Source organism: Tessaracoccus sp. (assembly GCF_016714275.1).
Classification (GTDB): domain Bacteria; phylum Actinomycetota; class Actinomycetes; order Propionibacteriales; family Propionibacteriaceae; genus Arachnia.
On sequence record NZ_JADJNP010000004.1, the window covers coordinates 505,702 to 520,088 of the forward strand.

16 protein-coding genes are annotated in these 14,387 nt (G+C 69.4%); 13 read left to right on the top strand and 3 right to left on the bottom strand.

Features of this window, described 5'->3' with window-relative positions:
- Positions 1-47: 47 nt before the first annotated feature.
- The gene (xylA, locus tag IPJ61_RS16590; RefSeq protein WP_297110145.1) at positions 48-1,223 is read left to right on the top strand and encodes a xylose isomerase; all 1,176 of its coding nucleotides are present in this window, start codon (positions 48-50) and stop codon (positions 1,221-1,223) included.
- Between the two features lie 134 nt (positions 1,224-1,357).
- Here xylA and IPJ61_RS16595 read toward each other — a convergent pair whose 3' ends face one another.
- On the bottom strand, positions 1,358-2,362 hold the full coding sequence (locus tag IPJ61_RS16595; RefSeq protein WP_297110148.1) for a TRM11 family SAM-dependent methyltransferase: 1,005 nt from the start codon (positions 2,360-2,362) through the stop codon (positions 1,358-1,360).
- Positions 2,363-2,384: 22 nt separating this feature from the next.
- Complete coding sequence (locus IPJ61_RS16600; protein WP_297110988.1) at positions 2,385-2,924, bottom strand: inorganic diphosphatase; 540 nt, start codon at positions 2,922-2,924, stop codon at positions 2,385-2,387.
- A 163-nt stretch (positions 2,925-3,087) separates the two neighbouring features.
- Between IPJ61_RS16600 and dacB the strand changes: the two genes are divergently transcribed.
- The 11 genes from dacB to IPJ61_RS16655 all read left to right on the top strand — a co-directional run bounded on the left by dacB (position 3,088) and on the right by IPJ61_RS16655 (position 12,708).
- Complete coding sequence (gene dacB / locus IPJ61_RS16605; protein ID WP_297110151.1) at positions 3,088-4,530, top strand: D-alanyl-D-alanine carboxypeptidase/D-alanyl-D-alanine endopeptidase; 1,443 nt, start codon at positions 3,088-3,090, stop codon at positions 4,528-4,530.
- Entirely contained in the window at positions 4,530-5,525 is a 996-nt protein-coding gene (locus tag IPJ61_RS16610) for a zinc-dependent metalloprotease (protein WP_297110153.1), read from the top strand. The genes dacB and IPJ61_RS16610 overlap by 1 nt, the downstream gene beginning before the upstream one ends.
- Positions 5,518-6,450: a tRNA lysidine(34) synthetase TilS gene (gene tilS / locus IPJ61_RS16615; protein ID WP_297110157.1), complete on the top strand. Its 933-nt coding sequence runs from the start codon at positions 5,518-5,520 to the stop codon at positions 6,448-6,450. Before IPJ61_RS16610 ends, tilS begins: the two co-directional genes overlap by 8 nt.
- 135 nt (positions 6,451-6,585) lie before the next feature.
- On the top strand, positions 6,586-7,119 hold the full coding sequence (gene hpt / locus IPJ61_RS16620; protein WP_459251311.1) for a hypoxanthine phosphoribosyltransferase: 534 nt from the start codon (positions 6,586-6,588) through the stop codon (positions 7,117-7,119).
- 60 nt (positions 7,120-7,179) lie between these two features.
- Positions 7,180-9,195 carry an ATP-dependent zinc metalloprotease FtsH gene (ftsH, locus tag IPJ61_RS16625; protein WP_366505869.1) on the top strand — a complete coding sequence of 672 codons (2,016 nt, stop codon included), beginning with the start codon at positions 7,180-7,182 and terminating at the stop codon, positions 9,193-9,195.
- Positions 9,192-9,758 carry a GTP cyclohydrolase I FolE gene (gene folE / locus IPJ61_RS16630; protein ID WP_297110992.1) on the top strand — a complete coding sequence of 189 codons (567 nt, stop codon included), beginning with the start codon at positions 9,192-9,194 and terminating at the stop codon, positions 9,756-9,758. Before ftsH ends, folE begins: the two co-directional genes overlap by 4 nt.
- Before the next feature lie 6 nt (positions 9,759-9,764).
- Positions 9,765-10,568 carry a dihydropteroate synthase gene (folP, locus tag IPJ61_RS16635; RefSeq protein WP_297110163.1) on the top strand — a complete coding sequence of 268 codons (804 nt, stop codon included), beginning with the start codon at positions 9,765-9,767 and terminating at the stop codon, positions 10,566-10,568.
- A 44-nt stretch (positions 10,569-10,612) separates the two neighbouring features.
- Positions 10,613-10,948, top strand: coding sequence for a dihydroneopterin aldolase (gene folB, locus IPJ61_RS16640; protein WP_297110167.1), 336 nt, complete (start codon positions 10,613-10,615; stop codon positions 10,946-10,948).
- A gap of 3 nt (positions 10,949-10,951) precedes the next feature.
- The gene (gene folK / locus IPJ61_RS16645) at positions 10,952-11,515 is read left to right on the top strand and encodes a 2-amino-4-hydroxy-6-hydroxymethyldihydropteridine diphosphokinase (RefSeq protein WP_297110170.1); all 564 of its coding nucleotides are present in this window, start codon (positions 10,952-10,954) and stop codon (positions 11,513-11,515) included.
- Positions 11,512-12,039, top strand: a complete 528-nt coding sequence (locus IPJ61_RS16650; protein ID WP_297110173.1) for a DUF3180 family protein — start codon at positions 11,512-11,514, stop codon at positions 12,037-12,039. Before folK ends, IPJ61_RS16650 begins: the two co-directional genes overlap by 4 nt.
- Before the next feature lie 60 nt (positions 12,040-12,099).
- Complete coding sequence (locus IPJ61_RS16655) at positions 12,100-12,708, top strand: hypothetical protein (RefSeq protein ID WP_297110175.1); 609 nt, start codon at positions 12,100-12,102, stop codon at positions 12,706-12,708.
- A 50-nt stretch (positions 12,709-12,758) separates the two neighbouring features.
- Here IPJ61_RS16655 and IPJ61_RS16660 read toward each other — a convergent pair whose 3' ends face one another.
- Positions 12,759-13,832, bottom strand: a complete 1,074-nt coding sequence (locus IPJ61_RS16660) for an NADH-quinone oxidoreductase subunit D-related protein (RefSeq protein ID WP_297110177.1) — start codon at positions 13,830-13,832, stop codon at positions 12,759-12,761.
- A gap of 203 nt (positions 13,833-14,035) precedes the next feature.
- Between IPJ61_RS16660 and IPJ61_RS16665 the strand changes: the two genes are divergently transcribed.
- Positions 14,036-14,362, top strand: a complete 327-nt coding sequence (locus IPJ61_RS16665) for a histone-like nucleoid-structuring protein Lsr2 (protein ID WP_297110180.1) — start codon at positions 14,036-14,038, stop codon at positions 14,360-14,362.
- Positions 14,363-14,387: the final 25 nt, after the last annotated feature.

Here is a 14,387-nt window from a genome sequence, read left to right on the forward strand (position 1 = left end):
AAAATGGACGGTGTCGTTCGTCGTACGAGTGCAGAGGAGCATCACAGATGCGTAAGCCGACCCCCGAAGACAAGTTCTCCTTCGGCCTGTGGACCGTCGGGTGGACGGGAACCGATCCCTTCGGCGGCCCGTCGCGTCCGGCTCTGGATCCGTGGGAGTACGCCGAAAAGCTCGCCGAGCTCGGGGCGTGGGGCATCACGTTCCACGACAACGACGTCTACGCCTTCGACGCGCCGAAGGAGGTGCGCGCGGCACGCATCGGCCAACTGCGCGACGCCGCGGCCAAGGCGGGGCTGACCATCGAGATGGTCACCACCAACACGTTCTCGCACCCGGTCTTCAAGGACGGTGGGTTGACCGCCAACGATCGCTCCGTCCGCCGCTTTGGGCTGCGCAAGGTGCTCGACGCCGTCGACACCGCCGCCGAGTGCGGCGCCACGACCTTCGTCATGTGGGGCGGCCGCGAGGGCGCCGAGTACGACTCCTCGAAGGATCTGTGGGCTGCGCTGGCGCGCTACAAGGAGGGCCTCGACACCGTCGCCGGCTACATCAAGGACCAGGGGTACGGCCTCAGGATCGGCCTTGAACCGAAGCCGAACGAGCCCCGCGGCGACATCTTCCTGCCCACCATCGGTCACGCGCTTGGCCTCATCGCCGACCTCGACCACGGCGATATCGTCGGCCTCAACCCCGAGGTCGGCCACGAGCAGATGGCCAACCTGAACTACACCCACGGGCTGGCCCAGGCGCTGTTCAGCGGCAAGCTGTTCCACATCGACCTCAACGGCCAGAAGGGCCTGAAGTACGACCAGGACCTGGCCTTCGGACACGGCGACCTGTTGAGCGCGTTCTTCACCGTCGATCTGCTGGTCAACGGCTTCCCGTTCTCGCCCGAGGCGACGCGCTACGACGGCCCTGTCCACTTCGACTACAAGCCATCGCGTACCGAGGGCATGCAGGGCATCTGGGACTCCGCAAAGGCGAACATGGAGACCTACCTGATGCTGGCCGACAAGGCCCGCGCCTTCCGGGCCGACACGGATGTCCAGGCGCTGCTGGAGGAGAACCTGGTCGATCAGCTGGCCGTTCCGACGATCGCGCCGGGGGAGTCGCTCGCCGACTTCCGCGCCGCGGACGACGACTTCGACGCCGACGCCGCCGGCGCGCGCGAGTACCGCTTCGTCGAGCTGTATCAGGCCGCCCTGCGTCACCTCATCGGGTAGAGCGCCGCGCTGCGGTCAGATCACTGCGGCTGCTCCCGTCAGAATTGGCGCAGCGCGGCTCCGTGCGTCGCTATGCCGACGCAGGCAGCCGCACTGCGGGTGAGTTGTTCTCGAAAGCGACGCAGGCAGCCGCGCTATGGTCGGACGGCGACGATCAGGTCCCGGCGGATCGAGGAGTCGACGCGATGCGCGAACCGCTCCCAGGCGCCGCCTTCCTGGACGACGAGGCCGGCGTCGGTCAGGAACCGGGCCAGGTCCTCGCGGGCGAGGCCCAGCGTGTTCCATGAGAGGCCGAGCGCGCCGCCGCGCATCAGCTGATCCGCCCACACGGGGACGGCCTCGCGGAGCAGGCCGGCGGCGGAGCGGTCGCGGCGGCCGCTGACGCCGCGGACATCCGTGTGCGAGCCGTGTGTCACGCCGTACGGGGCGTCCGTCACGATCGCGTCGAACTTCTTCTTTCCGAACAGGGCGGCGGAGTCGCGGGTGTCGCCGGTGAAGGCGGTCACCTGGAGGCGCTGGTCGTCGAGGGTGAGGGTCGCGTCGAAGCGCTGGCCGATGGTCTTGGCGTTGCGCCGAACCGCCGTCGTGTCGGCCTTGTGCTTGATCCGCGCCCTGCGGAGATAGGTCTTGTAGAACGCGGCCATCTGCTCGAACGCCTTCTCGTCGCCCTCCACGCCGTACGCGTCGTGGCCGAGGCGCAGCACCGTCGACAGCGTGGTGCCGCGGCCCGCCAACGGGTCGAGGACCTGGCGAGGGCCGGTGGGCTCGCGGGTCACCGCCGACAACGTCACGCCCACAAGAAGCTGCGTGAACTGCTCATTGGTCTTGCCCTGGTACTTCGGGATGGTGACCAGATCGTCGTCGAGGACGAACGTGCGGGGGAGCTCGACGGGGCGGAGGAGGTCGCCGTCGGACTGGAACAGCGCGAAGCACGCCGACTGCCGCGCGATCGCCTCCAGGTGGCCCTCGTTCAGCTCATCCGCCTCGAACGACAGATAGCCGACCCCCGCGACGTCGGCCTCCTCGACCTCCCGCGCGAAACGCGCGGTCAACTCGAGTTCGGCGGCGGTCAGCGGCCCGGCCTCCCCGGCGTAGACGCGGTTGGCCGACGGCGTGCGCAGCATCAGGTAGCGGCTCATCGGCCGTGGACTCCGCTTCGAATCAGGCGAGATTGACGTGGTGGTGCTCGTAAGGCGTGCCCTTCGCGCGCTCGAACGACGCCGCCACTTCCGTCTCGGCGTCCTCGCGGCCGGTCCAGGTGGCGCCCTCGACAGACTTGCCCGGCTCGAGGTCCTTGTAGACCGAGAAGAAGTGCTCGATCTCGAGCAGCATGTACTCGGGCACGGAACTGAGGTCGGTGATGTGCTCGCGGCGCGTGTCGGCCGTGGCGACGCAGAGGACCTTGTCGTCGCCACCCATCTCGTCGGTCATGCGGAACATGGCGACGGCGTAGCACTCGACGAGGCAGCCCGGGAACGTCGGGTCGTTGCCGATGATCATCGCGTCCAGCGGATCGCCGTCCTGGCCGAGTGTTCCCTCGACGAAGCCGTAGTCGTAGGGGTACTGCGTCGACGTGAACAGAGTGCGATCGAGGCGGATGCGTCCCGTGTTGTGATCCATCTCGTACTTGTTCTTGGTGCCCTTGGGGATCTCCACGGTCACGTCGAACAGGATCCGGCGACCGGGGTCGATCGGGGTCAGGCCGACCGGCGCGTCTTCGCTCACTCTTGACACTCCTATGATGAAGGTTGCCGCCCGCGCATGCCGCAGGGCCGCTATCGCCAGCAGGATACCCCGAGAAGGAGCAAAAGGGCATGTCTCACAGTCCCTCGCAATGCTCGGACGCCTCCGGGGACATGCCCTGATGCGGAGTCGTCGCGTGTGGGAGTGGGCCGTCGTCGGCCTGCTCGTGGGCGCGCTGCTGGCCGCCGGGTTCTCGGGGGTCGTGTTCCACGCCCAGGCGTTCGCGGCGCTCGGACTGTCCCGCGAAGGCGCGCCCACCAGCCTCCCGGCGGGGGCCCTCGAGCCACCGAAGCAGACAGACCCCGACGACCAAACCGAGCCTCCCGCGCCAGGGACGGGGCTCGTCGGCGGCGCCGCGGTCGCCGAAGGCCCAAAACCCGATCCGAAGGCGCTGGGCCGAAAGCTGCAGGCGCTGGACAGGAAGAAGCTGAAGGGCCTCGACGGAGCCCCGGTGACGGTCGCGTACGAGGTCGTCGATCCGGCGACCGGCAAGGTCGTCGCGTCCAGCAAGGCGGACAAGCCGCTCATCCCGGCCTCGAACACGAAGACATTGACGGCCATCGCGGTGCTCAGCGCGTTCGACGGCAGCGAGAGGTTCGCGACGCGGGTCCTGCAGCCGGAGCCGGGCAGGATCGTGCTCGTCGGCGGGGGAGACCCCTTGCTGCGCAGCGTGCCGGACAAGGCGCGTCCCTATCCGCGCCCGGCGACCACGGAGGAGCTGGCGGCCGCCACCGCGAAGGTGCTGCTGGCTGCGGGGCAGAAGAAGGTGACGCTGGGGTTCAACGCGGGATATTTCTCCGAGCCCGGGTGGAACGAGACCTGGCCAGGCATGTACCGCGACCAAGTGACGCAGCTCAGCGCGCTCTGGGTCGACGAGGGGCGCCTCGCCGAGGGAGGTCGCAGCAGGGAGCCCGCCGTGGACGCAGCCAAGACCTTCGCCGCGCAGCTGAAGAAGCATGGCGTGACGGTGAAGAAGGGCGAGCCGAAGAAGGCGGCGGCCAAGGGGGAGGAGATCGCACGGGTCGAGTCCCTGCCAGTGCACGTGCTGATGGAGACGGCCATGAACCGCTCCAACAACTCGTTCACGGAGATCATGGGTCTCCAACTGGCGGTCCACACGGGCCACCCGTCGACGTTCGCGGGCGCCGTCGCCGCCATCGAGGAACAGCTGAAGCCTCTCGACCTGTGGGACAAGGGCACCGTGCTGCACGACTCCTCGGGGCTCTCGCGGCAGAACCGGGTGACTGCCGGCATGCTCGCCCGCGCCGTCGCGCTGTCCGAGCAGGACCAGCGGTTATCGGTCCTCCTCGACGGCCTCCCCACCGCAGGCGTCACGGGGACTCTCGCCGACCGCTTCACCGACCCGATCGCCGAGCCCGCCCGCGGGGTCGCGCGCGCCAAGACCGGAACCCTTTCGCTGGTGTCGACGCTGGCGGGCACCACCGCCACGGCCGACGGCCGGCTCCTGTCGTTCGCGTTCATGATCAACGGTCCTCCCGACGGCTGGGCCGCCAAGGTCTGGGCCGATCAGGCGACCGGCGTCGTCGCCTCCTGCGGGTGCTGATGAGCGCCGACGACGCGCCCGCGGGCACCTTCGCGCCCACCGTCGACTGGGCGCTCGCCCGCCGAGTCGCGCGGCTCGGCAGCCGTGATCTTCCCGGGCGCAGCCTGCCGGAACTCCGGCAACTGGTGGCCGGCCTCCGCGTGACCGCCCGCCGCGCGGGGGAGGCGGGCGCCGACTACCTCGGTCTCGACTCCGTCGGCGCGGGCACCGTCCGCGTCGTCGACTGGACGGGCTGGGCCGAGGCCGTACGTGCCATGACCGACGGCGTGGTCACCGACCTCGGCCTCCCAGCCCGGGCGCCCGGTGCGCTCACCACTCTGCGCGGCTTCGGCAGCGGGCTGGCGCTCGGCGCGGGCCTGCGCTTCGTCAGCCGCCGCCTCCTCGGCCAGTACGACGGCTACACCGGCTCCGACACCCTCTACCTCGTGGCGCCCACGATCCTGCGGCTGGAACGGGCGCACGGCTTCGTCCCGGCTGACTTCCGGCTGTGGGTCTCGCTGCACGAGCAGACGCACGCGCTGCAGTTCCGCGCCGCGCCCTGGCTCCGCGCGCACCTGATGGAGGGCGCGCGGGCGGTCCTCGACGACGACAGCTCGCTCCTCGAGGGCCTCATCGGGTGGGCCCGCACGGGCGACCCCGCTGCGATCATCGCGACCGGGGAGGGCGCCGAACGCCTGGCCGGGATGGTCGCCACCATGACCTTCCTCGAGGGCCACGCCGACCACGTGGCAGACGAAGTGGGGCGCCGCCTCGTGCCGACGGTGAAGCGGCTCAGGAAGGCGTTCTCCCGCACCGGGTCTGGGTCGCGTCTCGGGCGGCTGGCCGGCTCGCTGAACAAGGACGCGCAGTACCGCGAGGGCCTCGAGTTCTGCCGCCGCGTCACCCGCCGCGGCGGCCCCGAGGCGCTGCGTGCGGCCTTCGCGGCACCGGAGACGCTGCCGAAGCCCGAGGAGATCGCGGACCCCGAGGCATGGCTGAGGCGCGTCCATGGCTAGGCGTGAGCTCCCGCTCGCGGCGCTGACCGTCGCTACCGCCGTCGCGGCGGGCCTGCCCGACGGCGACGTCGTCGTCGGCTGCTCCGGCGGCGCCGACTCGCTCGCGCTCGCGCTCGGCGCCGCCTGGGCCGCGCGCCGAGCGGGCACCCGGGCGGAGGCTGTCGTCGTCGACCACGGCCTGCAACCCGGCTCCGCCGAGGTCGCCCGGCGGGTCGTCGCACGCCTCGATGCTGTCGGCGTCCCTGCCCGCGCCCAGCGGGTCGAGGTGCGTCCCGGCGCCGACGGGGTGGAGGCCGCCGCGCGCGACGCCCGCCTCGCCACGCTCGCCGAGCCCGGCCTACCCGTGCTGCTCGGGCACACGCTCGACGACCAGGCCGAGACCGTCCTGCTCGGTCTGCTCCGCGGCTCGGGCACCCGCTCTTTGGCGGGCATGGCCCCGGTCCGGGGCCTGTTCCGCCGCCCACTGCTCGGCCTGCGTCGCGCGGACACCGAGGCTGCCTGCCGCGCCTGGGGCGTCGAGTGGTGGGAGGACCCTATGAACGACGACCCGTCCTTCGCCCGCGTCGGGGCCCGCCGCGCCCTTGCGACGCTCGCCGTAGACCTCGGCCGCGACGTCGCCCCCGCCCTCGCCCGCACCGCGCGCCTCGCCCGCGCCGACGCCGACCTCCTCGACGCGCTCGCCGAGGAGGAGAACCGCCCCGTGCCGGATGGGGCGCTGCGCGTGGAAGACCTCCGCCCTTTGCCCGACGCCCTGCGCTGGAGGGTCCTCCGCTCGTGGCTGCGCAACGCGGGACTCGCGCCGTCGTTCGAGGGCGTCCTCGCCGTCGACGCCTTCGTCACCGGTTGGCGTGGTCAGGGACCGACGGCGCTGCCGGGCGGCGCCGTCGCTCGCGTCGGCGGCGAACTGCACATCACCGCTGGTTGACTTCGATATGCGCGCGGTGCTCCGCGCTGCGCCGCGGCTCAATTCGACGGAGCCGAGTGCCCGACTGTCGAAACCAATGAACTCGCGCCAGGCAGAACCCGCGCTAGGCTCTGGCCCGTGGATGCAGCTGACGTCATGCAGGACCTGGAAAAGGTGCTTTTCACCTCTGAGCAGATTCAGGCGCGGATCGACGAGATCGCGGCCCAGATCGACGAGGACTACGCCGGACGTGAGGTTTTGCTGGTCGGCGTCCTCAACGGCGCTGTCATGGTCATGAGCGACCTGCAGCGCGCCATGCGCAGTCATGTCGAGATGGACTGGATGGCCGTCTCCTCGTACGGCGCGGGCACGCAGTCCAGCGGCGTGGTGCGCATCCTGAAGGACCTGAACGTGGACCTTGCGGGCCGCGACGTCATCGTCGTCGAGGACATCATCGACACCGGCCTCACCCTCAGCTACCTGATGAGCAACCTCGCCTCCCGTGGGCCGGCGAGCCTCGAGATCATGGCGATGTTCCGCAAGCCCGACGCGGCGCAGATGGAGGTCCCCGTCCGTTACGTGGGCTTCGAGATACCCAACGAGTTCGTCGTCGGCTACGGCCTCGACTACGCCGGCCGCTACCGCAACCTGCGCGACGTCGGCACCCTCTCCCCGCACGTTTACAGCTGAGAGGCTCCGATTGCGCGCGCTGGTAAGGTTTCGGTGCGCATTCATTGACTTCAGATCGGGATTGTTTTGCAGAAGTTTTTCAGGAGCCCTTTGGCCTGGATCGTCCTCAGCCTGCTCTTCCTGATCCTCGGCATGCAGCTTTTCGGCTCCATGGCCGGGTTCGAGACCGTGCCGACCTCGACGACGCTCGCTCAGCTTGAGGGCGACACGAAGCTGAAAGAGGTCAAGCTCGTCGATGGCGAGCAGATGATCCGCGTCACGGACTCCGCGGGCAAGCGCACGCAGTCGGCGTGGGTCGGCAATCAGGTGGACAACGTCATTCCGCTGCTGGAGAAGCGCAAGGCGGCGGGCACGCTCGAGGAGTGGACGGGCACCAACCCGACGCCCGGGCTGCTGCAGACGTTCCTCTACACCGGTGTGCCGTTCCTTATCCTCATCCTCGCGTTCTTCTGGATCATGCGGTCCATGTCGAACTCGGGCGCCGGCGGGCCGCTTTCGTTCGGCAAGTCGAAGGCGAAGCTGGTCTCCAAGGACACGCCGAAGACGACGTTCAAGGACGTTGCGGGCGCGGAGGAGGCCGTCGAGGAACTCGAGGAGATCAAGGAGTTCCTCGCGGAGCCCGCGAAGTTCCAGAAGCTCGGCGCCAAGATCCCCAAGGGCGTGCTGCTGTACGGGCCTCCGGGAACGGGCAAGACGCTGCTGGCCCGCGCCGTCGCGGGTGAGGCGGGCGTTCCGTTCTTCTCTATCTCCGGTTCGGACTTCGTCGAGATGTTCGTCGGTGTGGGTGCGAGCCGCGTCCGCGACCTTTTCGCGCAGGCGAAGGAGAACGCGCCTGCCATCATCTTCATCGACGAGATCGACGCCGTCGGCCGCCACCGCGGCGCGGGCATGGGCGGCGGTCACGACGAGCGCGAGCAGACCCTCAACCAGCTGCTCGTCGAGATGGACGGCTTCGACGTCCGCGGCGGCGTCATCCTGATCGCGGCGACGAACCGCCCCGACGTCCTCGACCCGGCGCTGTTGCGTCCGGGCCGCTTCGACCGCCAGATCGGTGTAGACGCGCCCGACGCCGAGGGCCGCGCCCGCATCCTGCAGGTCCACGCGAAGGGCAAGCCGCTCGCGAGCGACGTCGACCTCGTGTCGATCGCGCGCCGCACCCCGGGCTTCTCCGGCGCCGACCTCGCTAACGTGCTGAACGAGGCCGCGCTTCTCGCGGCCCGCATGAACCTCGACATGATCCGCCAGCCGCAGCTCGAGGAGGCCATCGACCGCGTGATCGCCGGCCCGCAGAAGCGCACGCGTCTGATGAATGACCGCGAGCGACTGATCACGGCCTACCACGAGGGCGGGCACGCGCTCGTCGCGGCCGCGATGCCCGGCAACGATCCGGTCCAGAAGGTCACGATCCTCCCGCGCGGCCGGGCGCTCGGATACACCATGGTCATGCCTGATGCGGACAAGTACTCGCAGACCCGCGGCGAGCTGCTCGACCAGCTGGCCTACATGCTGGGCGGGCGCGCGGCGGAGGAGCTCGTGTTCCACGACCCGACGACGGGCGCCGCGAACGACATCGAGAAGGCCACCAGGGTGGCTCGCGCGATGGTGACCCAGTACGGCATGAGCGAGAAGATCGGCGCCGTGAAGCTCGGCGGCGGCGACTCCGAGCCGTTCATGGGCATGCGCGGCACCGACTCCACGGAGGCCTACTCGCAGAACATGGCGGCGGTCATCGACGCCGAGGTCGCCGAGCTGATCCACACCGCCCATCAGGAGGCGTTCGACGTCCTCGTCGAGAACCGCGACGTCCTCGACGAGCTGGTCCGCGAGCTGTTCCGCAAGGAGACGTTGAACAAGCAGGAGGTGGCGGAGGTGTTCAAGCCGCTGCGCCGCCGCGACAAGCGCTCCGCCTGGACGGGCTCCGACTTGCGCATTCCCTCGGAGCTGCCGCCGGTCGACGTCCCGCCTTCGGGTTCCGCGCCGGTTTCACTGCCGACGCCACCCGAGCAGTTCCCGGCAGGTTCCGAGGTCAACCCGTGGGCGCCGCCGAGCGTCCCGCCGGCCCCGCAGCAGCCGTGAGCGTCGACGAGCCCCGCATCGCCGCCGCGGTGCGCGAGATCCTGGCCGCCATCGGCGAGGATCCTGATCGGGATGGGCTGCAGGAGACCCCTGAGCGGGTCGCCCGCGCCTGGGGAGAGCTCGTCGGCGGTTACAGCGGCGACGTCGAGTCCCTGCTAGGCACCACGTTCGACATCGCGCACGACGAGATGGTGCTGGTGAAGGACATCGAACTCGTCAGCCTGTGCGAGCATCACCTACTGCCGTTCACGGGTGTGGCGCACGTCGCCTACATCCCTTCGGCTGACGGTCGCGTGACGGGGCTGTCAAAGCTCGCCCGGCTCGTCGAGCTCTATGCGCGTCGGCTCCAGGTGCAGGAGCGGCTGACCTCTCAGATCGCCGACGCGCTCGTGCGGCATCTCGATGCCCGCGGGGTCATGGTGGTCGTCGAGGCCGAGCACACCTGCATGACCATGCGCGGCGTCCGCAAGCCCGGCAGCAGCACCGTCACCTCCGCCGTCCGTGGCCAGTTGCGCGACGCCGCCACCCGCACTGAGGCGATGAGCCTGATCCTCGGCAGGTAGGTTCCGATGACCGTGGTCATGGGGATCCTCAATGTCACCCCCGACTCTTTCTCCGACGGCGGCTCGTACCTTGATCCGGCGCTCGCCATCGCGCACGCGCGCGCCCTGGTGGCCGACGGCGCGGACATCATCGACGTCGGCGGCGAGTCGACGCGTCCCGGGGCAGAGCGCGTGTCGGTCGGGGACGAACTCGCGAGGGTCCTTCCTGTCGTCCGCGCGCTCGCCGCGGAGGGGGTCAGCGTCTCCGTCGACACCATGCGCGCGGAGGTCGCCGAGAAGGCGGTTGCTGCCGGCGCGGTCCTGATCAACGACGTCTCCGGTGGCCTCGCCGACCCCGCCCTCCTGCGCGTCGCGGCTGACTACGGCGTGGACGTCTGCCTGATGCACTGGCGCGGGCATTCGGCACACATGCAGGACGCCGCCGTCTACAACGACGTGGTGCGCAACGTCGCCGACGAGCTGCTCGCGCGCCGCGACGCGGCGCTCGCCGCGGGCGTGGCGGAGGACCGGATCATCCTCGACCCGGGGATCGGTTTCGCGAAGACCTGGGACCACAACTGGGAGCTGCTCGGCCACCTTGACCGGTTCGTCGGATTGGGGCACCGGGTGATCGTGGGGACCTCCCGCAAAGCCTTCCTCGGTGGCCTGCTCGACGGCCGCCCCGCAAAGGGGCGCGACGCCGCGACCGCAGCCCTCACCTTCTGGAGCGCGCTCCACGGCGTGTGGGCCGTCCGGACGCACGAGGTCAGGATGCAGGCCGACGCCATCGCCGTCGCCTCCCGCCTCACCGTCCCGGACCTCGTGCGATAGAGTCAAATCATCGGAGAAGGGAGCAGATCATCGACCGCATCACGTTGACCGGCCTGACCGCGACCGGCTATCACGGGGTCTTCCCCGAGGAACGCAGGACCGGGCAGCCGTTCGTCGTCGACGTGGTCCTTGAGTTCCCTTTGGAGACGCGTTCCGACGCGCTTGCCGACACCGTCAGCTACGCAGATGTGGCCGACGATGTGGAGGCAATCGTCACCGGCGAGCCTCGAGACTTGATCGAGACGGTTGCCGGCGAGATTGCGGACAGGTGCCTGCGGCATGGCAAGGTGGAGCGCGTCACGGTAACGGTGCACAAACCCCAGGCGCCGCTCAGCCAGAGCTTTGCGGACGTCTCGGTCACGATCAGTAGGAGTAAGTAAGTGATGTCCAACGGCCCCTTCGAGATCGACGTCGACACGCTGGGCAATCTCCGCCCCATCTCAAAGGTCGTCCTGAGCCTCGGATCCAACCTGGGCGACTCGGCCACCATCCTGCAGGAGGCCGTCGAGTTTCTCGCCGACACCCCCGACCTGGCGCTGGTCGACGTCTCACCGGTGTACCAGACCACACCGATGGGCGGTCCGCCACAGGACGACTTCCTGAACCTCGTGGTGGTCGCGGAGACCACGCTGGAGCCGCTGACGATCCTCGATCGCTGCTCCGCCATCGAGCAGAACTTCGGCCGGACCCGCGAGATCCCGGACGGTCCGCGCACGCTCGACATCGACGTGATCATGGTCGGCAAGCGCATCTCAGAGGGCGACATCGAGTTGCCGCACCCGCGGGCCCACGAGCGGGCGTTCGTGCTCGTCCCGTGGCTTGACATCGACCCGAACGGCGAGATCGCGGGCCAGGGCCCGATCGCCGAGCTCATCGACGAGGTGGACACTTCCCTGGTGAACCGCCGCGACGACATCGTCATCACCTTCACCGGCACCGGCTTTTGAGCGAGCGGCCAAAGCTCGGCCTGACCACCGCGCGGCAGGCCGTAGTTGCGGTCCTTGCGGGCGCGGCCGTCAGCGGCATGATCCTGCTCGGATTCGAGACGGTGGGAGGGTTCCCACCAGTAGTGCCGTGGTCGGTGCCCATCTTGCTCGTGCTGCTCGCGGCTGCCGTGGTCGTCTATCGTCGGTCGCTGCCGAAGCGGCGCAAGGAGCACAAGCTGGGCCCGCAGGAAGGGCTCGCGGCGGTCGCCATCGCCAAGGCGATGATTGTGACGGGCGCCGTCCTCGCGGGCGGGCACGTCGTCTACGTGATGCGCTACATCACCCGGTTCGATGCACCCTTGCCTTCGGCGCGCGTGATCCAGGGGGCAGCGACGATCGTCGCGGCCCTTCTCCTGGCCGGAGCGGGCGCGCTGCTGGAGCGCGCGTGCGTCGTCCACGATGGCGACGACGATGACGACACGCCAGGGGGTCCCGGCGAGCCCGGCGAGGGCACCACCGGCCGCGGCCACCCCACGGCCGCCTGAATGCCGGACACGCCGCTTCCGACACGGCGTGTCGCGCGGGCAGGCACTACAATCCGCGGCATGGCTGGACGTCGCGCTGCATCGAAATCTTCTGAACGTACGATCGCGCTCGCGATCCTTGTCGTGGGCACCGTCGCGTCGCTCGCATCACTTCTCGGCGGCGTGTGGGTGGTCCGCGCGGGCGTCGTCGTCGCCGTCGCCATGGCGATCGCCGCGTTCTGGTTCGCCGTGCGGGAGCTGGCCGCCGAGCGCGCCCGCCACGCCGCGGAGATGAAGCATGAGGTGACGCTCCGCGCACGGCAGGCGTCGCGCTTCCACGAGGAGTCGGTCGCCATGATCGGCCGCTTCAACGCACGCGCCGAGAACCTCCAGGCCGTCATCGCCAAGCTGCGGGGCCAGCTGGGCGCCGCCAAGAGCGAGCTGTCCGCAATGCGTGGCAACGCCGTGTGGCTCCGAGCCGAGGTCGCCGAGCGCCAGGCCCGCATCGACCAGCTTGAGGCTCGGATCGCGGAACTCGAGGCGGAGGAGACCACCAACATCCTCACTCTGCCGCGCAACGCGATGAGCCCAAGCATCGAGGACATCTGGGGCGACGACGAACACCCCACCATGGTCGACCTCGCGAAGCTGAACCTCGACGAGCTTCCCGACCTCCGCATTCGCGCCTGAGCGACCCACAACCACGAACCCCCGGCCCTGTGCCGGGGGTTCCGCGTTCTCTACTTGTCCGCGTCCCCGACCGTGTACCCCAGGCTGGCGACGACGTCGGGCAGCTGACCAAGACGCACGCCGGCCAGCGCGGGGCCGAGGGCGGAGAGGTTGGCGAACGACGGCGTGCGCAGGCCCACACGCCAGGGCGTCTGTCCGCCGCGAGAGACCATGTGGCACGACGCGACGCCCCACGGCGCCTCGATGTCGGTGACGTGTTCGCCCTCCGGGACCTTCAGGCGGCGGGAGAGGCGCGTCGACACCTCACCCGGCGTCGTCGCCGCCAGGGAGCGCGCCGCGCGCACCATGTCCGCGGAGGTGACCAGTTCGTCGATCAGGACGCCCAGGCGTGACTCGGCGTCTCCCGCCCGCCGCAGAGGCGCGGGATGGAAGACCCGGCCGTAGGTGAGGTAGCCAGTGACCCGGCGGTCGAGGTCAAGGCCGGCGGCGCGCGCGACGGGGCCGGAGAGCCCGTAACCCAGGCAGGCGTCGCGGTCGAGGACGGCCAGGCCGCGGAACCGCTCTGTGGCGGCGAGCTTCCTTCTGAGGGCGTCGGCGAGGCGGGCGACGTCATCGAGCACCGGGTCCAGCGCCTCCAGCCAGCCGTTGGGGGCGTCCGAGGCGAGACCTCCGACGCGGTTCAGCATGGGATGGATCCGGTTGCCCGCCCAGGCGAGGAGTCGCCCACGGATGGCCTCGACGGTGTCCCACAATCCGACCGCAGGGTCGGGTGCGAGGTAACTGAGAAACGAGAGGTGGCTGTGGATGCGCGCGAGTTCGGCGAGGAGGGTTCGCAGCAGCGTGGCGCGGGGTGGGGGAGTAAGGCGCATGGCATTGTCCAGCGTCAGCGCGAGACCGAGTTCGCCACTAAACGCGGCGAGCCAATCATGTCGGTCCGCCAGCATGATCATGGAGCGGTAATCGCGAACCTCGAAGAGCTTCTCGGCGCCGCGATGACCATATCCGCTCGTAACGTCAGCCGTGACGATCTCGTCGCCGTCGATCTCAGCGTGAATACTAATGAGCGAGATGCTGCTGGGATGGCGGGGTCCGAGAGAGATCGGTTCGTGTCCGGGAAGGGACAAACCCCCTACGGTTAATATGCGTAGATTCAACATGTTTCTCTCGGAAGCGGCCAATCTCACTTCGGTCAGGGCTGCCATCTGGCGCATGCCCGAGGCACGTTCGAGCCCGGCAAAGTAAGGGGCCGCTTCTCTCTTGTTATTTGACCAACGGTGAATGTATGGTTCACATGATAGCTCTCAACGATATCTAGAAGGAGTCCCCTGTGGCACGAGAGATCCGCGTCATTCTTACCGACGACATCGACGGTAGCGCCGACGCACGCGCCGTCGAGTTCTCGCTCGACAAGGCGGAGTACACGATCGATCTCAGCGACGCGAACGTCGCCAAGCTCGAGGCCGCGCTTGCCCCGTTCATCGCAAAGGCGGAGCGTGTCGGCCGGCGCAAGGCGTCCTCGGGGCGCAAGGCCGCGCGCTCCCCGAAGGGCGGCCTCGCCGAGATCCGCACCTGGGCCCGCGACAACGGCTACGAGGTTTCCGACCGTGGCCGCATCCCGGCCAACGTGATGGAGGCCTACGAGGCCGCCAACTGAGCCACGTCGAAGCCGGCGGGGTGCG

Bases quoted from the DNA above. Each gene is read 5' to 3' on its own strand.
- xylA (WP_297110145.1), top strand. From the start codon at position 48: ATGCGTAAGCCGACCCCCGAAGACAAGTTCTCCTTCGGCCTGTGGACC.
- IPJ61_RS16595 (WP_297110148.1), bottom strand. From the start codon at position 2,362: ATGAGCCGCTACCTGATGCTGCGCACGCCGTCGGCCAACCGCGTCTAC.
- dacB (WP_297110151.1), top strand. From the start codon at position 3,088: ATGCGGAGTCGTCGCGTGTGGGAGTGGGCCGTCGTCGGCCTGCTCGTG.
- IPJ61_RS16610 (WP_297110153.1), top strand. From the start codon at position 4,530: ATGAGCGCCGACGACGCGCCCGCGGGCACCTTCGCGCCCACCGTCGAC.
- tilS (WP_297110157.1), top strand. From the start codon at position 5,518: ATGGCTAGGCGTGAGCTCCCGCTCGCGGCGCTGACCGTCGCTACCGCC.
- hpt (WP_459251311.1), top strand. From the start codon at position 6,586: ATGCAGGACCTGGAAAAGGTGCTTTTCACCTCTGAGCAGATTCAGGCG.
- folP (WP_297110163.1), top strand. From the start codon at position 9,765: ATGACCGTGGTCATGGGGATCCTCAATGTCACCCCCGACTCTTTCTCC.
- folK (WP_297110170.1), top strand. From the start codon at position 10,952: ATGTCCAACGGCCCCTTCGAGATCGACGTCGACACGCTGGGCAATCTC.
- IPJ61_RS16655 (WP_297110175.1), top strand. From the start codon at position 12,100: ATGGCTGGACGTCGCGCTGCATCGAAATCTTCTGAACGTACGATCGCG.